Source organism: Pseudomonas gozinkensis (assembly GCF_014863585.1).
In the GTDB taxonomy this organism is placed as follows: domain Bacteria; phylum Pseudomonadota; class Gammaproteobacteria; order Pseudomonadales; family Pseudomonadaceae; genus Aquipseudomonas; species Aquipseudomonas gozinkensis.
Genome location: NZ_CP062253.1, coordinates 1,013,054 through 1,033,979, shown reverse-complemented (window position 1 = coordinate 1,033,979; position 20,926 = coordinate 1,013,054). Strand labels below are relative to the sequence as shown.

The 20,926-nt window shown below is 60.0% G+C and carries 18 protein-coding genes; 12 read left to right on the top strand and 6 right to left on the bottom strand.

Annotation, left to right across the window (positions count from 1 at the left end; translation table 11 throughout):
- The first annotated feature begins 6 nt into the window (after nt 1-6).
- Together IHQ43_RS04450 and IHQ43_RS04445 are read left to right on the top strand one after the other, a co-directional pair.
- Nucleotides 7-198, top strand: coding sequence for a hypothetical protein (locus tag IHQ43_RS04450; protein WP_192563515.1), 192 nt, complete (start codon nt 7-9; stop codon nt 196-198).
- 102 nt (nt 199-300) lie between these two features.
- On the top strand, nt 301-675 hold the full coding sequence (locus IHQ43_RS04445; protein ID WP_192563514.1) for a hypothetical protein: 375 nt from the start codon (nt 301-303) through the stop codon (nt 673-675).
- 4 nt (nt 676-679) lie between these two features.
- Here IHQ43_RS04445 and IHQ43_RS04440 read toward each other — a convergent pair whose 3' ends face one another.
- The 5 genes from IHQ43_RS04440 to IHQ43_RS04420 form a co-directional block, all read right to left on the bottom strand.
- Entirely contained in the window at nt 680-1,426 is a 747-nt protein-coding gene (locus IHQ43_RS04440) for a FadR/GntR family transcriptional regulator (RefSeq protein ID WP_192563513.1), read from the bottom strand.
- 193 nt (nt 1,427-1,619) lie between these two features.
- A complete protein-coding gene (locus tag IHQ43_RS04435; protein WP_085685681.1) occupies nt 1,620-3,347 on the bottom strand; it encodes an ABC transporter ATP-binding protein/permease in 1,728 nt (575 codons plus the stop codon).
- A 96-nt stretch (nt 3,348-3,443) separates the two neighbouring features.
- Nucleotides 3,444-4,004 carry a response regulator transcription factor gene (locus tag IHQ43_RS04430; RefSeq protein ID WP_003221630.1) on the bottom strand — a complete coding sequence of 187 codons (561 nt, stop codon included), beginning with the start codon at nt 4,002-4,004 and terminating at the stop codon, nt 3,444-3,446.
- Nucleotides 3,997-5,259 carry an ATP-binding protein gene (locus tag IHQ43_RS04425; RefSeq protein WP_011332442.1) on the bottom strand — a complete coding sequence of 421 codons (1,263 nt, stop codon included), beginning with the start codon at nt 5,257-5,259 and terminating at the stop codon, nt 3,997-3,999. The genes IHQ43_RS04430 and IHQ43_RS04425 overlap by 8 nt, the downstream gene beginning before the upstream one ends.
- A 218-nt stretch (nt 5,260-5,477) precedes the next feature.
- Complete coding sequence (locus tag IHQ43_RS04420; RefSeq protein WP_192563512.1) at nt 5,478-5,666, bottom strand: hypothetical protein; 189 nt, start codon at nt 5,664-5,666, stop codon at nt 5,478-5,480.
- Between the two features lie 248 nt (nt 5,667-5,914).
- Here IHQ43_RS04420 and IHQ43_RS04415 point away from each other — a divergent pair, with 248 nt between their 5' ends.
- Nucleotides 5,915-6,634 (top strand): SIMPL domain-containing protein, encoded by a 720-nt coding sequence (locus IHQ43_RS04415; protein WP_192563511.1) that lies wholly within the window; start codon nt 5,915-5,917, stop codon nt 6,632-6,634.
- A gap of 185 nt (nt 6,635-6,819) precedes the next feature.
- Here IHQ43_RS04415 and IHQ43_RS04410 read toward each other — a convergent pair whose 3' ends face one another.
- Nucleotides 6,820-7,182 (bottom strand): DUF6124 family protein, encoded by a 363-nt coding sequence (locus tag IHQ43_RS04410; protein ID WP_192563510.1) that lies wholly within the window; start codon nt 7,180-7,182, stop codon nt 6,820-6,822.
- Nucleotides 7,183-8,066: 884 nt separating this feature from the next.
- Here IHQ43_RS04410 and IHQ43_RS04405 point away from each other — a divergent pair.
- From IHQ43_RS04405 to IHQ43_RS04365, 9 genes are all read left to right on the top strand, one after another.
- Complete coding sequence (locus tag IHQ43_RS04405) at nt 8,067-9,668, top strand: ABC transporter substrate-binding protein (protein WP_192563509.1); 1,602 nt, start codon at nt 8,067-8,069, stop codon at nt 9,666-9,668.
- Between the two features lie 260 nt (nt 9,669-9,928).
- Nucleotides 9,929-11,554 carry an ABC transporter substrate-binding protein gene (locus IHQ43_RS04400; RefSeq protein ID WP_192563508.1) on the top strand — a complete coding sequence of 542 codons (1,626 nt, stop codon included), beginning with the start codon at nt 9,929-9,931 and terminating at the stop codon, nt 11,552-11,554.
- Between the two features lie 300 nt (nt 11,555-11,854).
- Nucleotides 11,855-13,453: an ABC transporter substrate-binding protein gene (locus tag IHQ43_RS04395; protein WP_192563507.1), complete on the top strand. Its 1,599-nt coding sequence runs from the start codon at nt 11,855-11,857 to the stop codon at nt 13,451-13,453.
- A gap of 177 nt (nt 13,454-13,630) precedes the next feature.
- Nucleotides 13,631-15,046, top strand: a complete 1,416-nt coding sequence (locus tag IHQ43_RS04390; protein ID WP_192563506.1) for an OprD family porin — start codon at nt 13,631-13,633, stop codon at nt 15,044-15,046.
- Between the two features lie 78 nt (nt 15,047-15,124).
- On the top strand, nt 15,125-16,720 hold the full coding sequence (locus IHQ43_RS04385; RefSeq protein WP_192563505.1) for an ABC transporter substrate-binding protein: 1,596 nt from the start codon (nt 15,125-15,127) through the stop codon (nt 16,718-16,720).
- Nucleotides 16,721-16,793: 73 nt separating this feature from the next.
- Entirely contained in the window at nt 16,794-17,804 is a 1,011-nt protein-coding gene (locus IHQ43_RS04380) for an ABC transporter permease subunit (RefSeq protein WP_047597886.1), read from the top strand.
- Between the two features lie 11 nt (nt 17,805-17,815).
- Nucleotides 17,816-18,742, top strand: coding sequence for an ABC transporter permease subunit (locus IHQ43_RS04375; protein WP_192563504.1), 927 nt, complete (start codon nt 17,816-17,818; stop codon nt 18,740-18,742).
- 10 nt (nt 18,743-18,752) lie between these two features.
- Nucleotides 18,753-19,721 (top strand): ABC transporter ATP-binding protein, encoded by a 969-nt coding sequence (locus IHQ43_RS04370; RefSeq protein ID WP_064382563.1) that lies wholly within the window; start codon nt 18,753-18,755, stop codon nt 19,719-19,721.
- Nucleotides 19,721-20,701 carry a peptide ABC transporter ATP-binding protein gene (locus tag IHQ43_RS04365; protein ID WP_192563503.1) on the top strand — a complete coding sequence of 327 codons (981 nt, stop codon included), beginning with the start codon at nt 19,721-19,723 and terminating at the stop codon, nt 20,699-20,701. Before IHQ43_RS04370 ends, IHQ43_RS04365 begins: the two co-directional genes overlap by 1 nt.
- Nucleotides 20,702-20,926: the final 225 nt, after the last annotated feature.

Genomic DNA, 20,926 nt, shown 5'->3' with positions numbered 1-20,926 from the left:
GATTCGATGACAATTAAATTGAAAGTGGAACTGGCCTCGGGCCAATCGATGAAAGGTGCACCGCTGCAATTGCTGCGCGACGGCGTGGCCATCGCGCGGGCGTCTGTGGATGCTCATGGCCAGGCAACGTTCGACGTCAGGCCTGGCCCGGGCAAACTGGCGGTCAGGGTGGATCGTTCGATTCTGCCCCAGAGCTGAAATGCCCGGACAAGATTGCCCCGGCGCTTCTCACGAGTTCGCCGGGTAAAGTGCGACGACTGCCGCGAAGGATCGCGGCAGATCTTTCAAGGAGAACGAAGCATGACGTTTGCCGCTGCACACCTTCCGCAATTCCCCGACCACGCCAGCGACTCGATCATCCTGCGGCTGTCGACTCTGGATGACGACTTGATCGTTCAGGTACCCGATGGCCAGAACACACCGCCGAACTGGGACGTGTACCCGATCCTCGGCGATGACCCGCAAGAGCCTGAATGGCAGGGTTTGTCGGAGCCGACCGGCGTCTGGGATGACGCACTGGATGACATGGTGGGCATGACGGGAATTGAATTGAGCATCCCCAGATTCGAGCTGGAAAAGTACCTGAACAGCACGGTCGAACTGCGCTACAAGTTTGCTGATGAGGCCAGTCTCGAACCGAGTTCCGAACCATTGAAACTCTACGTCGAAGCCTGACTTCTCACCCCTGCGCCTGCGCCTCTTCATGCGCCTGACGCAGCCGTTCGCGGCTGTTCGTCAAATGCAGGCGCATGGCCGCGCGGGCGGCATCGGAATCCTGACGGGCGATGGCCTCGTAGATTTCCTCGTGCTCGCGGCTCAGGCGATTCATGTAGTGCTGCTGGTCATCATGGGCCAGGCGCGCCGAATTCAGCCGCGTGCGCGGAATGATGCTGGTGCCCAGATGGGTCATGATGTCGGTGAAGTAGCGGTTGCCGGTGGACAGGGCGATTTGCAGGTGGAACTGGAAGTCCGACGCCACCGCATCGCTGGCGTGGGCCACGCTTTCGTTCAGCGCATCGAGGGCGGCGCGCATGGCGGCCAGTTGCTCGGCGCTGCGACGTTGCGCAGCAAGGCCGGCGGATTCGACTTCGAGGCTGATGCGGAATTCGAGAATCGCCAGCACGTCACGCAAAGTGACCACGGTGGCCGGGTCGATCCGAAAGCCGCTCGGGCTCGGGGTGTCCAGAACGAAAGTGCCGATGCCATGACGGGTTTCCACCTGGCCGGCGGCCTGTAGCCGTGAAATCGCCTCGCGCACCACGGTGCGGCTGACGCCATGGGCGTCCATGATCGCCGACTCGGTAGGCAATTTGTCGCCACGCTTGAGCAGACCATCGCGGATCTGTTCGGTCAGCACCGTCACCAGTTCCTGAGCCAGGCTGCGGCGCTTGCGAGGGAGGCGCGGGGTGTCGATCGGGTTTTCCATGGTCTGCGTTGGTCTCGAAAATTCGGCTTGTGGGGCATCATAGCCCAAGCGGGTTGTACGATCACTTTCCGTTTCCACACAAATCCTGTGGGAGCTGGCTTGCCAGCGATGAGGCCAGATCAGTCGAGAAAGATGTCGACTGAACCGACGCTATCGCTGGCAAGCCAGCTCCCACAGGGAAAGCGTTGAGATATCAAGCGGTCACGGTTTGCTCCACCAGATGCCCGCCGTCGATCCGCACATGCCGTGGATGGAAGCGCTTGAGGCTGCTGCGATGGCCGACGCTGACGATGCTCAGCCCCGGCAACTGGTCGATCAACGCCTGATACAGCGTGGCTTCGTCTTCTTCATCCATCGCCGACGTCGCTTCGTCCATGTACAGCCATTGCGGCGCGTAGAGCAGCGCGCGAGCGAAGGCCAGCCGTTGCTGTTCACCCGGCGACAACATGCGCTGCCAGTGATTGGCTTCGTCCAGACGTGCGACCAGATGCGGCAGACGACAAGTCTCCAGCACTTGTGCATAGCGCTCAGGCGCGTAAGTGTCGCCCGGTTGTGGATAACTCAAGGCATCGCGCAGGGTGCCGATCGGCAGATACGGTTTCTGCGGCAGGAACAGGTAACGCGAGGCCGGCAAACGAATACTGCCGTGCCCGGCCGGCCACAAATGGCCCATCGCACGCAGCAATGTCGACTTGCCGCTGCCGGAGCGGCCGCTGAGCATCACCCGGTCGCCCTGCTCCACGGTCATGTCGGCGCTGGTCAGCAGGTGACGGCCATCGGCCAGGTCCAGACCAAGGTTATGAACCTTCAGCTCATCGCCCTGATTCTGCACGTCGATGGCCGGTGCACGCTCTTCGTTGTCGGTCATGGCCTGACGGAAACTCAGCAGACGATCACACGTCGCGCGCCACGCGGCGAGGTCCGCATAGGCGTTGATGAACCAGCTGAAGTTCTCCTGCACGTTGCCGAAGGCCGAGTTGATCTGCATCAGCTCACCCAGCTCGATCTTGCCAGTCAGGTAACGCGGGGCCGCGACGATGAACGGGAAGATGATTGCGATCTGGCCGTAGCCCGAGGTGAAGAACGTCAGGCGTTTGGACACGCGCATGATGTCCCAGAAGTTGTGCCAGACCAGACCAAAGCGGTTGCTCAGACGACGATTCTCGTTCGGTTCGCCGTTGTACAACGCAATGCTTTCGGCGTTCTCACGCACCCGCACCATGGAGAAACGCAAGTCGGCTTCGAAGCGTTGTTGTTGGTTGTTCAGGCCGATCAGGCGTCGACCGATCAGGTGCGTCAGCCAGCTGCCGACCGCCGCATACAGCAGCGCACACCAGAACATGTAGCCGGGAATCTCGATGCCGAACACCTCGATGCTGCCGGACACGCCCCACAGAATGATCGAGAACGACACCAGGCTGACCACCGTGCGGATCAGGCCCAGGGCCAGACTCAAGGTGTTGCTGGTGAAGGTATTGAGGTCTTCGGAAATACGCTGGTCAGGGTTGTCGGTGTAGCCGCCCTGCTCCAGCTGGTAGTAATTCTTGTGCCCGAGCCAGCGCTTGAAATGGTTCTCGGTGAGCCATGCCCGCCAACGGATGGTCAGCATCTGCGTCAGGTACAGGCGATACACCGCGCCGAGGATCGCCACGGCCGCAATGCCGCAGAAATACAGGATCAACTGCCAGAACGCCGCCTCGTCTTTCTTTTGCAGGGCGTTGTAGAAATCCTTGTACCAACTGTTGATCCACACCGAGATCGCCACGCTGAACAGCGTCAGCGCGATCACGGCAATCAGCAATGTCCAGGCCTTGCCCTTCTCTTCGCTGCGCCAGTAAGGCGTGGTCATGGCCCACACCTTGCGAAAAAACTGCCCGCGCACAGTATCGTTGACCGCGGAATATTCAGCGTTCTGATTCATGGAAAAGGCTCGATAAAGAAAAGAACAGACACGCACCGATCATAGATGATCGGTGCGCTTTATCGCGAGGGCTGGCGATGGTCGTTCAGCGCAGGTTCAGCGACGAACCGGGCGCTTCTGCAGTTTGCGCTGCAGCGTGCGGCGGTGCATGCCCAGGGCGCGTGCAGTGGCGGAGATGTTGCCTTCGTGCTCGGTCAGCACGCGCTGGATGTGCTCCCACTGCAGGCGATCCACCGACATCGGGTTCTCCGGCACCAGGCTGTCGAGGTCGGCGTGTTCGGACAGCAGCGCCGCCAGCACGTCGTCGGCGTCAGCCGGTTTGCACAGGTAATTGCAGGCGCCGCGCTTGATCGCTTCGACCGCCGTGGCAATGCTCGAGTAACCGGTGAGGATCACCACGCGCATTTCCGGGTCCAGCTCCAGCAGCTTCGGCAGCAGGACCAGACCGGAATCGCCGTCCATTTTCAGGTCCAGCGCGGCGTAATCCGGCAGATCGGCCTGGGCGATGGTCAGGCCCTCTTCAGCGGAACCGGCAGTGCTGACGCGGAAACCACGGCGGGCCATGGCACGGGCCATCACCCGGGTGAAGGTTGCGTCGTCATCGACCAGCAGCAAATGCGGCAGTTCTTCGCCTTCTACTTGGATTTCGTCACTCATGTTGCTCTCCTCGGGCGCCGTGGGGCAGGCGCAGCTCGGTGAGCGTGCCGCCTTCCTCATGACTATAGAGTTTCACTGAGCCGCCGGCGCGTGTCACGCTGGCCTTGCTCAAAAACAGGCCCAGGCCGAAACCTTTGCCCTTGGTGGTAAAAAACGGTTTGCCGATCTGTTCGGCGATAGCCAGCGGCACACCGGCGCCATGATCGCGAATGCTGATGGTCAGGTCTTCGGCGGTCCAGTCCAGGGTCACCTGAAGGTTTTCCGGACAGGCGTCGGCGGCGTTGTTCAACAGATTCAACAAGGCCTGGGTCAGATCCGGCGGCGGCGCCACACGTGGCAGCGGGCCCTGGCCCAGACGCTGGAAGCGGTAACTGGCTTCGGGGCGCATCAGGTGCCAGCGGTTGAGCGCTTCGTCGAGCCATTCGGTGACGTCCTGCATCTCCACCGCCATCCGGCGATTGGCCTCGGCGGCACGCACCAGCTGCTGCAGGGTCTCCTTGCAGAGCTTCACCTGATCCTTCAACACCTTCAGGTCTTCCTGGAGCATCGGGTCGTGATGATCCTGCTGCATTTCATTGAGCAACACGCTCATCGTCGCCAGCGGCGTCCCCAGCTCATGGGCGGCACCGGCGGCCTGAGTCGCCACGGCCAGCAATTGCTGATCGCGCAGGCCTTCTTCACGGCGGATCGCACGCAATTCTTCCTGCCGGCGCAGCTCTTCAGCCATGCGCGCGGCGAAGAAGGTAATCACCGCAGCCGCCAAAGCGAAGCTCAGCCACATGCCGTAGATCTGCAGGTTCTCCCGGGCCACCGGCAGGGTTTCCAGCGGATAGAAGTGCGTCAGCATCAAGGTGTACAAGGCCAGCGCAATACCCGACAGCACCACCGAATAACGCCATGGCAGCGTCACCGCGGCAATGGTCAGCGGCACCAGATAATACGAAACGAACGGGTTGGTCGAACCACCGGAGAAATACAGCAAGGCACTGTGGATAACCAGATCGCAGGCCAGTTGCAGCGCGTATTCGAGCTCGGTGACCGGCCACGAAGTGCGCAGACGCACGGCGGTGAACACACACAGCAGAATCGAACAGCCGAGGGTCATCACCAGTTGCACCCACGGCAACGGCAACAGATCCAGCCAGTAGGCCAGGCCCACGGAGCCGGCCTGTGCGGCGAGCACCAGGGTGCGGATGAAAGTCAGTCGCCAGAGATTCTGGCGAGTGGCGGAAGTCAGTTGTACGGGGGCGAGCATGAGCTCTCCTGATGAGCGCTCCAGGCGGATCGCACGGAGTATAACCAAGGCGCGGGCTTGAGAGGCGAAAGTGCGGCAAACGACCACATGGCGCAAAGATTTTCTGCGGCTATAAGGGCGCCTTCACCAAGGGTGGTCACCGGCATTGCACACGGCGACCTGATACTCAAAAAACCGGCGATCTGTTCCTGATTACCGGTTTGCATGATCAGTCGATTTCACATCCCGTATGTTTGTTGATTGATCAATCCCTGCACGCGACTCCACCCTTCACTCTCTGAGCCAAAGGGCCCATCCGTCTGTTTGCCATTGAAGTAAACCCAATACGACCAACTGCCGGGACTCCGTTCCTGGAACTGAACTGAATAACCTCGACTTTTTGCATCGGCCTGTTCTTGTGCGTTCATCTCAGATTTCCTTATTCGTAATTGTCGTGTTTGAAGCCGAGTGACATGGCGGCTCACAAACATGCTCAATCCGCCGACGAAATCCGTCTACTGTCAGAACCAACAGGAATCCCCTCCTATACGACGGACGGCGCACTCTCACATCTGTATAGAAGTTGTAACTGGGCGAACCGGATCATAAAAGCTAGAGTCTGATGGTTTCACGCAGGCCCCCGAACCATCACCTGCGCCCTCATCAAGGAGCCTTCATGCACACATTTCGCCGCAGCGCCGCCCTTCTCGCCCTGACCGTCGGCAGCGTCGCCAGCCTTCCGGCCCTGGCCGCCGATGAGCTGCACTACAACCAGATTTCCCTGCGCGCCGAAGTCAGCCAGGAAGTGGCCCGCGACCTGATGATCGTGACCCTCTACACCGAAGAGCAAAACACTGACCCGGCCAAACTCGCCGCCGACGTCAGCACCACCATGAACAAGGCACTGGCCCAGGCCAAGCAAGTCAAAGACATCACCCTGCGCCAGGGCAGCCGCAACAGCTACCCGATCTACGACACCAAGGGCCAGAAAATCACCGGCTGGCGTGAACGCGCCGAACTGCGCCTGGAAAGCGCCGACTTCGCCGCCCTGTCCAAACTCACCGGCGAACTGCTGACCGACCTGAAAATGGGCGGCATGGACTTCGCCATCGCCGACCCGACCCGCAAGGCCAGCGAAGACAAACTGCTGAAAGAAGCCGTCACCGCCTTCAAGGCCCGCGCCCAACTGGCCACCGACGCCCTGGGCGGCAAGGGCTACAAAATTGTCAATCTGAACCTCAACAGCAACGGCTTCCCGCAACCCTACATGCGCGCCCCGATGATGATGAAAGCCGCTGCCGGCATGGACGCTGCGCCAGTGACGCCTGAAGTCGAAGCAGGCACCAGCCAGGTCAGCCTGACCGCCGACGGCTCGATCGAAGTGTTGATGCAGTGATTGAGTGACGGCTGAATGAAAAACCGGCGATCCGTGATGATCGCCGGTTTTTTTGTGCCTGAATTTTGTGCTGTCAACTCTGCCGTCATCGCTGGCAAGCCAGCTCCCACCGGTTCTGCGGATTTATTGAAATCGTGCACGACCCTGTGGGAGCGGGCTTGCCCGCGATGAACGGTGACACGGTCTCAAGTCCGCGGATCAACTCGATCCAGCGCGCGGTTCACCGCAAGCTCGGCCAGCATGATGATCTGCTGGATGCCGAGCGCGGTACTGCGCTGCGGGCCGGTGAGCTCATTGGCGAAATTGCTGGTCATCGTACTGGCCGACGCCAGGGATTCGCAGGCGTTGGCCAGCAGGCTTTCGGTGTCGACGTTGGGCGTGACCATGTACATCGTGCTCGGCGGGCGCGGTTTGGAAAGGTTGGGGCAGAGATAGAAATCGAGGGCGCGTTTGATGGCTTCGCGGTTGCGGGCGAGGTCTTCGGCGCGCATGGCTTCTTCGAGGGGGGTGGGTGATTCGAGGGGTGGATCGGGGACAACCTTGTTCATTGATTAACTCCTTGCTGACTTGAAGCCACCAAATGCCGTTCTCACGCGGCGAAGAGGTGGCAGCTATGTGCGGGGTGAGAAACCGGGCAAGGAGATTCCGGCCAGACCGAAGTCTGCCCGCACACAGCCGCCATAAATCAATTACAGGCAGCAGGAATGCTGGCGGCAATTATGGTCGGACTGACGTTTGAATAACACTCGCTTGCCTGGGTTCTCACACCCAATCACAGAGTTTTCTGCGACAACCAAAGACTAGAGAGCGTGCTTCCGACGGACAACCTGAAAACCTCGTGGGAATGTTCGGTGAATTCCACACATCTTTAAACATTCGAAAATGGAACGCGGAGCGTCCCGGGCTGCATTCCCACGCGGAGCGTGGGAACGATCAAGCAGTCCGCAGTTGCTTTCTGCTTTCTACCTTCTGCTTTCCACTTTCCGCTTTTCTGCTTCCCACCACTCAACACGATGAGCGTTAGCTCGAGTGAAGCTCTTGATCTTTTGGCCCCATCGGCAGGCTGAGTGGAGGGATTCATCCGGGGGTGGGAGCGCAGCGACCGTTTGGCGAAGCCAAACACATCGAGAGGAGGTGCAGCGAAGCAAACCGTAGGCGATGCCCCCGGATGAATCCCGGAACGAAGGAACCCCGAGCCCCAGCGAGGGGCCGAACGCCGGGGCCCAAGACCTTTGGTTACTTTGGGGCGTTTGCCAAAGTGACCCGCTGTAAAAGCGGAACCATAAGAAGCCGTTACCGCAGCAACGGATATGTACACAATCCCCCCAGATATACCGAGATAGACGCATCCCCTCAAAAAACGATATTTCCGAACACCCCCAAATCCCCGCTAACCTCAAGGAACAACCACCTCCAGACCCACGGGCCAGACATGCAAAGATCCACCCTCAAACCACTCTTGATCACCCTGGCCCTGACCGCCATAACCCCACTCGCAAACGCAGCAACGACCTTGGTCTACTGTTCCGAAGCCAGCCCCGCCGGCTTCGACCCCAGCCAATACACCAGCGGCACCGACTTCGACGCCTCCGCCGAAACCGTCTTCAACCGCCTCACCCAATTCAAACGCGGCGGCACCGAAGTCGAACCCGGCCTGGCGACCAATTGGGACGTAAGCCCGGACGGCCTCCAATACACCTTCCACCTGCGCCAGAACGTAAAATTCCACACCACCGACTACTTCACCCCAACCCGCACCTTCAACGCCGACGACGTGCTGTTCACCTTCCAGCGCCTGCTCGACCCGGACAACACCTTTCGCAAGGCCTACCCCGCCGAATCCCCGTACTTCAACGACATGGGCCTGAACACCACGATCAGGTCCGTGGAAAAGCTCGACGAAAACACCGTGCGCTTCAACCTGAACAACGTCGACGCCGCCTTCGTGCAAAACCTCGCCATGAGCTTCGCCTCGGTGCAATCGGCCGAATACGGCGCCCAACTGCTGAAGGAAGGCCACGCCGCCGACCTCAACCAGAAACCGGTCGGTACCGGCCCGTTCGTGTTCAAGCGCTACCAGAAGGATGCGCAGATCCGCTACGTGGCGAACAAGGACTACTGGAGGCCCGAGGACGTGAAGCTCGATAACCTGGTGTTCTCGATCACCCCGGACGCCGCCGTACGCCTGCAAAAGCTCAAGACCGGCGAATGCCAGGTCAGCGGCTACCCCCGCCCGGCCGACATCGAAGTGATGGAAAAAGACCCGAATCTGCGGGTGTTGAAGCAAGCCGGTTTCAACCTCGGCTTCCTCGCCTACAACACCACTCACCCGCCGCTGGATCAGCTCAAAGTGCGCCAGGCCCTGGACATGGCCATCGACAAACCGGCGATTATCAAAGCGGTTTACCAGAGTGCCGGGCAGTTGGCGCAGAACGCCTTGCCGCCAGCGCAATGGTCGTTCGATCCGAACATTAAAGACGCGCCACACGACCCCGTAAAAGCCAGGGCGCTACTCAAGGAAGCCGGGGTTGCACCCGGTACAACCATCAACCTGTGGGCCATGACCGTGCAGCGCGCCTCGAACCCGAATGCGCGGATGTCGGCACAGATGATCCAGCAGGATTGGGAGAAGATCGGTATCAAGGCCAACATCGTCAGTTACGAATGGGGCGAGTACATCAAGCGCGCCAAGAACGGCGAGCACGACGCGATGATCTATGGCTGGACCGGTGACAACGGCGACCCGGACAACTGGCTGGGCGTGCTTTACAGCTGCGCGGCGGTAAAAGGCAGCAACTACGCCAAATGGTGCGATCCGGCCTACGACAAGCTGGTGCAACAGGCCAAGGTGTCCACGGATAAATCGCAACGGGTAAAACTGTATCAACAGGCGCAACTGATCCTGAAACAGCAGGTGCCGATCACGCCGATCGCCAACTCCACGGTGTTCCAGCCGCTGCGCAAGGAAGTCACCGACTTCAAGATCAGTCCGTTCGGTCTAACCCCCTTCTATGGCGTGGGTATAAATAAGTAACACCCGGCCCCAATCCGGCGCGCACATCGTGACCAGCGCACCGTTTTGGGGCTTCATTTGCACCGTAAAAACCGGCCGCAAACGGTCAAATGCGTCAGAAGTTATACGGATGCGACATTAAGGTACGTTCGTGCCACGCTTTGACGCCGCCGAGCGCTCTGGATCTTGCATTGGGTATGGGCCCTGCATAAGTATCCGCAGGCACGACTCACGAGGTCGTACCTCACTACTAAAAAATGACAACAAATCATGAGGCCAACATGCTTAAACACGCGGTCATTCCGTTTTTAGTCGGCGCAGGCTTGTTAGCCTCCGCACCTTTCGCCACCGCTGCGACTAACCTGGTGTTCTGCTCCGAAGGCAGCCCGGCCGGTTTCGATCCAGGCCAATACACCACCGGAACCGACTTCGACGCCTCAGCCGAAACCATGTTCAACCGTCTGACCCAGTTCGAGCGTGGCGGTACCGCCGTGATTCCTGGGCTGGCGACCAAGTGGGACATCTCGGATGACGGCCTGACTTACACCTTCCACCTGCGTGAAGGCGTCAAGTTCCACACTACCCCGTATTTCAAGCCGACTCGTGAGTTCAACGCCGACGACGTGCTGTTCACCTTCAATCGCATGATCAACAAGGATGACCCGTTCCGTAAGGCATACCCGACCGAATTCCCGTACTTCACCGACATGGGGATGGACACCAACATCACCAAGATCGATAAAGTCGACGACCACACCGTCAAGTTCACTCTGAAAGAAGTCGACGCCGCGTTCATCCAGAACATGGCCATGAGCTTCGCTTCGATCCAGTCAGCCGAATACGCAGCGCAACTGCTGAAGGAAGGCAAGGCTGCCGACATCAACCAGAAGCCGATCGGCACTGGCCCGTTCGTGTTCAAGAGCTACCAGAAAGATTCCAACATCCGCTACACCGGGAACAAGGACTACTGGAAGCCTGAAGACGTGAAGATCGACAACCTGATCTTCGCCATCACCACCGACCCGTCGGTACGTATCCAGAAGCTGAAAAAGAACGAGTGCCAGGTCACTCTGTTCCCGCGTCCGGCTGATCTGAAAGCGCTGAAAGAAGACAAAACGCTGAAGATGCCTGACCAGGCCGGCTTCAACCTGGGTTACATCGCCTACAACGTGATGGACAAGGTCAAGGGCAGCGACGAGAAAAACCCGCTGGCCGACCTGCGCGTTCGCCAGGCACTGGACATGGCTGTGAACAAGCCACAGATCATCGACTCGGTTTACCAGGGCGCAGGCCAACTGGCCGTCAACGCCATGCCACCGACCCAGTGGTCCTACGACACCACCATCAAGGACGCCAAGTACGATCCTGAGAAAGCCAAAGAGCTGCTCAAGGAAGCCGGCGTCAAGGAAGGTACCGAAATCGTCCTGTGGGCGATGCCGGTTCAGCGTCCGTACAACCCGAACGCCAAGCTGATGGCCGAGATGCTTCAGTCCGACTGGGCGAAGATCGGCCTGAAAGTGAAGATTCAGAGCTACGAGTGGGGCGAGTACATCAAGCGCTCCAAGGGTGGCGAGAACCAGGGCATGCTGATCGGCTGGAGCGGTGACAATGGTGATCCGGACAACTGGCTCAACGTGTTGTTTGGTTGCGACTCCCTGAGTGGCAACAACTTCTCCAAATGGTGCGACAAGAAATTCGACGGCCTCGTGAAAGAAGCCAAGCGCACCACTGATCAGGCCAAGCGCACCGAACTCTACAAAGAGGCGCAGCACGTCCTCAAAGATGCAGTCCCCATGACACCTATCGCTCACTCGACGGTGTATCAACCCATGCGCGCCAACGTGCAGGACTTCAAGATCAGCCCATTCGGCTTGAACTCCTTCTACGGCGTCAGCGTCAGCAAATAAAAGAGGCAGCGGCGACGTTTTCAGCGTCGCCGCTGTTTTTTTGCCGAGAAGTTAGGAATTTGCCTACAACCTTTTCCAGCCCGTCTGACCGGGATGGTTTAGGACGTGTCGCCTTTTCCTACGAGTCTTTAGGACTCTGCGCATTTACTGCCAGACCCACGGCCCCTACCGTCGGGTTCTGACCAGTGACGGCGCGGGCTTTCGGTTTTGCTGTTCGTTTCGGTTTGAGCTCGATGCAGCCACAACGTCCCTGGACGGGAACGCGGCGCATTGAAAAACACTAAAAAAAGAGGGAGCGTCATGCGCCATACCTTGGTTTTTTCCGCATTGCTGGGCGCCGGCCTGTTGGCCGCCACGTCCGCCAGTTTCGCCGCCAGCAACAGTCTGGTGTTCTGCTCCGAAGGCAGTCCGGCCGGTTTCGATACCGCGCAGTACACGACGGCGACCGATAACGACGCCGCCGAACCGCTGTACAACCGACTGGCCGAGTTCGAAAAAGGCGCGACCAATGTCGTACCGGGCCTGGCAACCAGCTGGGATATTTCCGAGGATGGTCTCAAGTACACCTTTCACCTGCGTGAAGGGGTGAAATTTCATACAACGCCGTACTTCAAACCTACGCGCGATTTCAACGCCGACGATGTGCTGTTCACGTTTAACCGCATGCTCGATCCGCAACAGCCTTTCCGTAAGGCTTATCCAACCGAATTCCCGTACTTCAACGGGATGAGCCTCAACAAGAACATCGCCAAGGTCGAGAAGACCGGACCGCTGACCGTGCAGTTCACGCTCAACAGCGTCGACGCCGCGTTCATCCAAAACATCGCCATGAGCTTCGCCGCCATTCTGTCTGCCGAATACGCCGACAAACTGCTGGCCGAAGGCAAGCCGAGCGACATCAACCAGAAGCCGATCGGCACCGGGCCGTTCGTATTCAAGAGCTACCAGAAAGACTCGAACATCCGTTACACCGGCAACCCGCACTACTGGGATCCGAGCCGCGTGAAGCTGAAGAACCTGATTTTCGCGATCAATACCGACGCTTCGGTGCGCGTGCAGAAGCTCAAGGCCGGCGAATGCCAGATCACCCTGCACCCGCGCCCGGCCGATGTGCCGGCGCTGAAGAACGATCCGAAACTGCAATTGATCGAGAAGCCGGGCTTCAACCTCGGTTATATCGCCTACAACGTCCGCCACAAGCCGTTCGACCAGCTTGAAGTGCGCCAGGCGCTGGACATGGCAGTGAATAAACAGGGAATTCTCAACGCTGTTTATCAAGGCGCCGGCCAACTGGCCGTCAATGCCATGCCGCCGACCCAATGGTCCTACGACGACACCATCAAAGACGCCGCCTACAACCCGGAGAAAGCCAAAGAGCTGCTCAAGGCTGCCGGCGTCAAGGAAGGCACCGAGATCACCCTCTGGGCAATGCCGGTACAACGTCCGTACAACCCGAACGCCAAACTGATGGCCGAAATGCTCCAGTCCGACTGGGCCAAGATCGGTCTGAAAGTGAAGATCGTCAGCTACGAATGGGGCGAGTACATCAAGCGCACCAAGAATGGCGAACACGACATCAGCCTGATCGGCTGGACCGGTGACAACGGTGACCCGGACAACTGGCTGGGCACGCTGTACAGCTGCGATGCGATCGGCGGCAACAACTATTCCATGTGGTGCGATCCGGCTTACGACAAGCTGATCAAGCAGGCCAAGGTCGTCACCGACCGCGACCAGCGCACCGTGCTCTACAAACAGGCCCAGCAACTGCTCAAGCAGCAAGTGCCGATCACGCCTGTCGCTCACTCGACGGTCAACCAGCCGCTGAGCGCCAAAGTCGAAGGGTTCAAGGTGAGCCCGTTCGGTCGCAACGTGTTTTCGGGTGTCAGCATCGATTAAACAAAAAACCGATTAGCCGCAATGCTGAGGGGGCCGTCTACCCCCTCACGCAAGCGCTTTGCCGAAATTCGCCAATCAGGCCTTTTGCAAACGTTTGCGATGTGTGAATGAGTTCTAAACCAATAACCGGCCAACCCAAAAAAGCCGGCATAAAAAGAAAGTAAAGGAGCTTCACCCATGAAACTGAGCAATACCGCGATATTGGCCCTGGCCATCAGCAGCATCACCGCCACGGCTTACGCGGAAACCCAAAGCCAGGCGTTCACCCCGGTGACCGTCAATGAAAAGAGCGCCCAGGCCGAAGCCACCGGCTTCCTCGAAGGTCAGTCGATCAGTGGCTCGACCCGTAACTGGTACGCCAACGAACAACTGAAACGCGGCGGCAAGTTCACCTATCGCAAGGATGGCGTGGCCACCCCGACCGACCGCCGTATCAACTGGGTGCAAGGCACCATCGTCAAGTACAACTCGGGCTTCACCGAAGGCACCGTCGGTTTCAGCACCGAAGTGGCGGCGTACAACGCCATCGCGCTGGAGCGTGACCGCGAGAACCTGGCGTCCAACAACGGTGGCGCACCGGGCACCCGTCCAGGCGCAGGCAACAACCGTACCCTGACCCGTGAAGGCGGCGAAGCCCAGGGCCAGTGGAGCAAAGTCGGCCTGGCCAACGTCAAGGCGCGCATCTCCAACACCACCCTGACCGCCGGCCGCATGAACTTCAGCAGCCCGCAGGTCGACGTGATCGGCAACCGTCCGCTGCCATCGAGCTTCGAAGGTCTCGCGATCCACAGTGAAGAACTGAACAACCTGTCCTTCGATCTGGCCACGTTCGACCGCGTTTCGCCGCGTACCGAAGAAAGCCTGAGCAAGTTTCGCTCCGAATACGGCGCGATCGATGCCGAAGCCGACCACGTTCACACCGGCGGCATTTCGTACCAGCCGTTCGCCAGCCTGACCACCAGCCTGTGGGGCACCCAGGCCGAAGACCTGTGGAACCAGTACTACTTCGGCGCCACCCACGTGCTGGGTGACAGCTCGGTTCTGGCTCTGACCACCGGTCTGAACTACTACAAGACCGTGGACGAAGGTAAGAAAAAACTGGGTGAGATCGACAACGACACCTACTCCCTGTCGTTCGGCCTGACTCACCAGGCCCATACCCTGACCTTCTCCTACCAGGAAGTGAACGGTAACGAGTACTTCGACTACCTGCACGAAACCAACGGCATCTACCTGGCCAACTCCCTGCTGTCGGACTTCAACGGCCCGAACGAGAAATCCTTCCAGGTGGCCTACGGTCTGAACATGGCCGAATACGGCGTGCCAGGCCTGAAGTTCAACATCTACCAGGCCCGCGGCTGGGGCATCGACGGCACTCACTACAAGGGTGGCGGCTACGATGGCGTGCAGTCGATGGACGGCGAGCACCATTACGAATACGGCATCGGCGCCTCTTATGCCGTACAAAGCGGTCCTCTGAAAGCCACCACCGTTCGCGCAACCTACACCGCGCACCGTGCGAGCGAAAACCAGGCTGACGGCAGCATCAACGAGTTCCGTCTGGTGACCACCGTTCCATTCAACATCCTGTAAAACCGCACGCCGACGGCTGACTCAGTGACGAGTTGGCCGTTCGGCTTTTTGTCTTCAACCGATTGCAGAGGGTTCTTGATGAAAATGCTTCCCCTACGTGCAGCCATCGCGGCTGCGTTGCTGAGTGTCGCTGTCGGCGTCTCGGCCAAACCCTTGGTGGTCTGCACCGAAGCCAGCCCGGAAGGCTTCGATATGGTCCAGTACACGACTGCAGTCACTGCCGACGCGGTGGCCGAAACCATCTTCAACCGTCTGGCGGACTTCAAGCCCGGCACCACCGAAGTGATTCCGGCGCTGGCCGAATCCTGGGACATCAGCGAAGACGGCCTGACCTACACGTTCCACCTGCGCAAAGGCGTCAAGTTTCACACCACCGAATATTTCAAGCCGACCCGCGACATGAATGCCGACGATGTGGTCTGGAGTTTCCAGCGTCAGCTGGACCCGAATCACCCGTGGCACAAACTGTCGAGCGTGGGCTTCCCGTACTTTGAAAGCATGGGCTTCAAGGAACTGCTCAAAAGCGTCGAGAAAGTCGACGACAACACCGTCAAGTTCACCCTGACCCGTCGCGAAGCGCCATTCCTGGCCGACATCGCCATGGCCTTCTCCTCGATCTACCCGGCCGAATACGCCGACCAGTTGCTAAAGACCAACAAGACCGGCGACCTGAACAGCAAACCGGTGGGCACCGGCCCGTTCATCTTCCAGCGTTATGCCAAGGACGCCCAGGTTCGCTTCAAGGCCAACCCGGATTACTTCCGTGGCAAGGCCCCGGCTGACGCGCTGATCCTGGCGATTGCCACCGACAACAACGTGCGTTTGCAGAAGCTCAAGGCCAATGAGTGCCAGATCGCGCTGTATCCGAAACCGGATGACATCCCGAGCATCAAAAAAGACAGCAACCTGAAAGTCGATGAAATGGACGCGATGACCGTCTCCTACATCGCCATGAACACCCAGCACAAGTACATCAGCGACGTGCGGGTGCGCAAAGCGATCGACATCGCCTTCGACAAGGAAGCCTATGTCAACGCGCTGTTCGGCAAGGGTAACGCGACCGTTGCGGTCAACCCGTACCCGCCGACCCTGCTGGGCTACAACCACGACCTGAAGAACCCGCCACGTGACCTCGACAAGGCCCGTGCCCTGCTCAAGGAAGCCGGTGTACCGGAAGGCACCACATTCACCCTGTTCACCCGCAACGGCGGCGGCCCGACCAACCCGAACCCGATGCTCGGCGCACAGATGATGCAGGCTGACCTGGCGAAAGTCGGGATCAAGATCGACATCCGCGTGATGGAATGGGGCGAGATGCTCAAACGCGCCAAGGCCGGCGAGCACGACATGGTCTCGGCCGGATGGGCGGGCGACAACGGCGACCCGGATAACTTCCTGACGCCTATGCTCAGTTGCGAAGCGGCCAAGAACGGCGAAAACTACGCTCGCTGGTGCAACGAGAAATTCCAGACCCTGCTCGACGAAGCACGGGCTAAAGTAGATCCGGCCGAACGCGCCAAACTGTATGAAGAAGCGCAAGTCATCTTCAATCAGGACCAACCGTGGATCAGCATGGCCCACACCCGCATGTTCACCGCAATGCGCAACAACGTAGAGGGTTATCACATCAGCCCTCTGACAACCAATAACTTCGCCACCACCCAGGTGAAGTAGATAAGAAACTCCCGGCGCCCCTGACCCCAGGGTCGCCGGGCACGCCTAACCGGCTGATGAGGTACCACACACGATGTTTAGTTTTATTGCCCGCCGACTGGGGTTGTTGATCCCCACGTTTTTCGGCATCACCTTGCTGACTTTCGCGTTGATTCGCATGATTCCCGGCGACCCCGTGGAAGTGATGATGGGCGAACGTCGGGTCGACCCCGAAATGCACGCTCAGGCAATGGAACGCCTCGGTCTGAACAAACCGCTGTACGCCCAGTACCTGGACTACATCGGCAAACTGGCCCACGGCGACCTCGGCGAATCCCTGCGCACCCGTGAGAGCGTATGGACCGAGTTCACCTCCCTCTTCCCGGCGACCCTGGAACTGTCCATGGCCGCCCTGCTGTTCGCCGGTATCCTGGGCCTTCTGGCCGGGGTGATTGCGGCCCTCAAGCGAGGATCCCTGTTCGACCACGGGGTGATGGGCATCTCCCTCGCGGGTTACTCGATGCCGATTTTCTGGTGGGGCCTGATTCTCATCATGTTCTTCTCGGTAAGCCTGGGCTGGACCCCGGTATCCGGGCGGATCGACCTGCTCTACGACATCGAGCCGCGCACCGGCTTCATGCTGATCGACACCCTGCTGGCCGATGACATGGGCGCGTTCCTCGATGCCCTGCACCACCTGATCCTGCCGGCCATCGTGCTGGGTACCATTCCGCTGGCGGTGATCGCGCGGATGACCCGCTCGTCGATGCTCGAAGTGCTGCGTGAAGACTACATCCGTACCGCCAGGGCCAAAGGCCTGTCGCCGTCGCGCGTGGTGTTCGTGCACGGTCTGCGCAACGCGCTGATTCCGGTACTGACCGTGGTCGGCCTGCAAGTCGGCACCCTGCTGGCCGGCGCGGTCCTGACCGAAACCATCTTTTCCTGGCCCGGCATCGGCAAATGGCTGATCGAAGCCATCGGCGCCCGGGACTACCCGGTTGTGCAAAACGGCATCCTGTTAATCGCCTGCCTGGTGATTCTGGTCAACTTCGTGGTGGACATCCTCTACGGCTTTGCCAACCCACGCATCCGTCATCAGCGCTGAGGTCAATACCCATGAGCACTCCAACTTCCTCAGTAGCCACCGCTGCCACCGCCGTGGATCAAAGTCTGCTGTACCCGTCACCGTACAAAGAGTTCTGGCAGGCTTTCGCCAAGAACAAAGGCGCCGTCGCCGGCCTGCTGTTCATGCTGCTGGTGATTTTCTGCGCGCTGTTTGCCCCTTGGGTCGCGCCGCATAACCCGAGCGAGCAATACCGTGACTTCCTGCTGACGCCGCCGGCGTGGCTCGAAGGCGGGCAGATGCAATTCCTGCTCGGCACCGATGAACTGGGCCGCGATCTGCTGTCGCGCCTGATCCAGGGTTCGCGTCTGTCGCTGCTGATCGGTCTGTCGTCGGTGGTGATGTCGCTGATTCCGGGGATCCTGCTGGGTCTGTTCGCCGGTTTCTTCCCGAAAATGATCGGCCCGACCATCATGCGTCTGATGGACATCATGCTGGCCCTGCCGTCGCTGCTGCTGGCTGTGGCGATCGTTGCCATCCTCGGCCCTGGCCTGATCAACACCGTGATCGCGATTGCCGTGGTTTCGCTGCCGTCCTACGTGCGTCTGACCCGTGCCGCCGTGATGGGTGAGCTGAACCGCGACTACGTGACCGCCGCGCGCCTGGCCGGTGCCGGCCTGCCACGCCTGATGTTCATCACCGTGCTGCCGAACTGCATGGCGCCGCTGATCGTTCAGGCGACCCTGAGCTTCTCCTCGGCGATCCTCGATGCCGCCGCCCTGGGCTTCCTCGGCCTCGGTGTCCAGCCGCCAACCCCTGAGTGGGGCACCATGCTGGCTTCGGCCCGCGACTACATCGAACGCGCCTGGTGGGTGGTGAGTCTGCCTGGTTTGACCATTTTGCTCAGCGTGCTGGCAATCAACTTGATGGGCGACGGCCTGCGCGATGCGCTGGACCCGAAACTCAAGAACGCCGCCTGAGGAGATTCCCATGTCACTGTTAGAAATCAAGAATCTCAACGTTCGCTTCGGCGACAAGAACGCTACCCCGGTCGTCGACGGCCTCGACCTGAAAGTCGACAAGGGCGAAGTCCTGGCGATCGTGGGCGAGTCGGGTTCCGGCAAGTCCGTGACCATGATGGCGCTGATGGGCCTGATCGAGCACCCGGGCATCGTCACCGCCGACGCGCTGAGCTTCGATGGCAAGAACATGCTCAAGCTGAACAACCGCCAGCGTCGGCAGATCGTCGGCAAAGACCTGGCGATGGTGTTCCAGGACCCGATGACCGCGCTGAACCCGAGCTACACCGTGGGTTTCCAGATCGAAGAAGTGCTGCGCCTGCACCTGAAAATGTCCGGCAAGCAAGCGCGCAAACGTGCGATCGAACTGCTGGAAAAAGTCGAAATCCCGGGCGCCGCCAGCCGTATGGACGCCTACCCGCACCAGCTGTCCGGCGGTATGAGCCAGCGTGTGGCGATTGCCATGGCGATTGCCGGCGAGCCGAAACTGCTGATCGCGGACGAGCCGACCACGGCACTCGACGTGACGATCCAGGCGCAGATCATGGACCTGCTGCTGGCGTTGCAGAAAGAGCAGAACATGGGCCTGGTGCTGATCACCCACGACCTCGCCGTGGTCGCCGAAACCGCCCAGCGCGTGTGCGTGATGTACGCCGGTCAAGCCGTTGAAGTCGGCCAGGTGCCGCAACTGTTCGACATCCCGGCCCACCCGTACAGCGAAGCGCTGCTCAAGGCGATTCCGGAACACAGCCAGGGTGCCGAGCGTCTGGCGACCCTGCCCGGCATCGTGCCCGGCCGTTACGACCGCCCGCAAGGCTGCCTGCTGTCGCCGCGCTGCCCGTACGTGCAGGACAGCTGCCGCGCGCAGCGTCCGACCCTTGACCCGAAAAGCCACAGCCTCGCCCGCTGCTTCTATCCGTTGAACCAGGAGGTGGCGTAATGGCCGTCGTACTTACCGCCCGCGACCTGACCCGTCACTACGAAGTCTCCCGTGGCCTGTTCAAGGGCCATGCGACCGTACGCGCCCTCAACGGCGTGTCGTTCGAGCTGGAAGCCGGCAAGACCCTCGCCGTCGTCGGTGAATCGGGCTGCGGCAAATCCACCCTCGCCCGCGCCCTGACCCTGATCGAGGAGCCGTCGTCCGGCTCCCTGAAAATCGCCGGCCAGGAAGTGGCCGGCGCCGACAAGGCCCAGCGCATGCAACTGCGCAAAGACGTGCAGATGGTGTTCCAGAGCCCGTATGCGTCGTTGAACCCACGGCAGAAAATCGGTGATCAACTGGCCGAGCCGCTGCTGATCAACACCAACCTCTCGGCTGCCGAGCGTCGCGAGAAAGTCCAGGCGATGATGAAGCAGGTCGGCTTGCGTCCCGAGCACTACCAGCGTTATCCGCACATGTTCTCCGGCGGTCAGCGTCAGCGTATCGCGCTGGCTCGCGCCATGATGCTGCAACCGAAAGTGCTGGTGGCGGACGAACCGACCTCGGCGCTGGACGTGTCGATCCAGGCGCAGGTGCTGAACCTGTTCATGGACATGCAGCAGGAGTTCAACACGGGTTACGTGTTCATCTCGCACAACCTGGCGGTGGTGCAGCACGTGGCCGATGACGTGATGGTGATGTACCTCGGTCGCCCGGTGGAAATCGGTCCGAAGCACGACATCTACGCCCGTCCTCTGCACCCGTACACCCAGGCGCTGTTGTCGGCGACCCCGACCATCCACCCGGATCCGGACAAGCCGAAAATCAAGATCGTCGGCGAGTTGCCCAACCCGCTGAACCCGCCACCTGGCTGCGCGTTCCACAAGCGCTGCCCATACGCCACCGCGCGTTGCAGCAGCGAAGAGCCGGCCCTGCGCCAGCTCGACACCCGTCAGGTGGCGTGCCACTACGCCGAGCAGTTCCTCGACGGCGCGGCCTGAGCAGATTTGGAGATCGACACAAAATACTGTGGGAGCGAGCTTGCTCCGGGCGGCGATCCGACGAAAGCACTGGATCAGTCGACATATAGGTCAACTGACACACCGCAATCGCGAGCAAGCTCGCTCCCACAAGGATTGGGTTGTTCTCTGAATTGAAGCGTTGACCAAACCCCTTCTGCCCCGATTGCGCATCGATCGGGAAAGAAGGGGTTTTCTTTTGCCCGG

What these genes read in the sequence shown, in the direction of transcription:
- IHQ43_RS04450 (WP_192563515.1), top strand. Translation starts at nt 7, where the DNA reads ATGACAATTAAATTGAAAGTGGAACTGGCCTCGGGCCAATCGATGAAA.
- IHQ43_RS04445 (WP_192563514.1), top strand. Translation starts at nt 301, where the DNA reads ATGACGTTTGCCGCTGCACACCTTCCGCAATTCCCCGACCACGCCAGC.
- IHQ43_RS04440 (WP_192563513.1), bottom strand. Translation starts at nt 1,426, where the DNA reads ATGGAAAACCCGATCGACACCCCGCGCCTCCCTCGCAAGCGCCGCAGC.
- IHQ43_RS04435 (WP_085685681.1), bottom strand. Translation starts at nt 3,347, where the DNA reads ATGAATCAGAACGCTGAATATTCCGCGGTCAACGATACTGTGCGCGGG.
- IHQ43_RS04430 (WP_003221630.1), bottom strand. Translation starts at nt 4,004, where the DNA reads ATGAGTGACGAAATCCAAGTAGAAGGCGAAGAACTGCCGCATTTGCTG.
- IHQ43_RS04425 (WP_011332442.1), bottom strand. Translation starts at nt 5,259, where the DNA reads ATGCTCGCCCCCGTACAACTGACTTCCGCCACTCGCCAGAATCTCTGG.
- IHQ43_RS04420 (WP_192563512.1), bottom strand. Translation starts at nt 5,666, where the DNA reads ATGAACGCACAAGAACAGGCCGATGCAAAAAGTCGAGGTTATTCAGTT.
- IHQ43_RS04415 (WP_192563511.1), top strand. Translation starts at nt 5,915, where the DNA reads ATGCACACATTTCGCCGCAGCGCCGCCCTTCTCGCCCTGACCGTCGGC.
- IHQ43_RS04410 (WP_192563510.1), bottom strand. Translation starts at nt 7,182, where the DNA reads ATGAACAAGGTTGTCCCCGATCCACCCCTCGAATCACCCACCCCCCTC.
- IHQ43_RS04405 (WP_192563509.1), top strand. Translation starts at nt 8,067, where the DNA reads ATGCAAAGATCCACCCTCAAACCACTCTTGATCACCCTGGCCCTGACC.
- IHQ43_RS04400 (WP_192563508.1), top strand. Translation starts at nt 9,929, where the DNA reads ATGCTTAAACACGCGGTCATTCCGTTTTTAGTCGGCGCAGGCTTGTTA.
- IHQ43_RS04395 (WP_192563507.1), top strand. Translation starts at nt 11,855, where the DNA reads ATGCGCCATACCTTGGTTTTTTCCGCATTGCTGGGCGCCGGCCTGTTG.
- IHQ43_RS04390 (WP_192563506.1), top strand. Translation starts at nt 13,631, where the DNA reads ATGAAACTGAGCAATACCGCGATATTGGCCCTGGCCATCAGCAGCATC.
- IHQ43_RS04385 (WP_192563505.1), top strand. Translation starts at nt 15,125, where the DNA reads ATGAAAATGCTTCCCCTACGTGCAGCCATCGCGGCTGCGTTGCTGAGT.
- IHQ43_RS04380 (WP_047597886.1), top strand. Translation starts at nt 16,794, where the DNA reads ATGTTTAGTTTTATTGCCCGCCGACTGGGGTTGTTGATCCCCACGTTT.
- IHQ43_RS04375 (WP_192563504.1), top strand. Translation starts at nt 17,816, where the DNA reads ATGAGCACTCCAACTTCCTCAGTAGCCACCGCTGCCACCGCCGTGGAT.
- IHQ43_RS04370 (WP_064382563.1), top strand. Translation starts at nt 18,753, where the DNA reads ATGTCACTGTTAGAAATCAAGAATCTCAACGTTCGCTTCGGCGACAAG.
- IHQ43_RS04365 (WP_192563503.1), top strand. Translation starts at nt 19,721, where the DNA reads ATGGCCGTCGTACTTACCGCCCGCGACCTGACCCGTCACTACGAAGTC.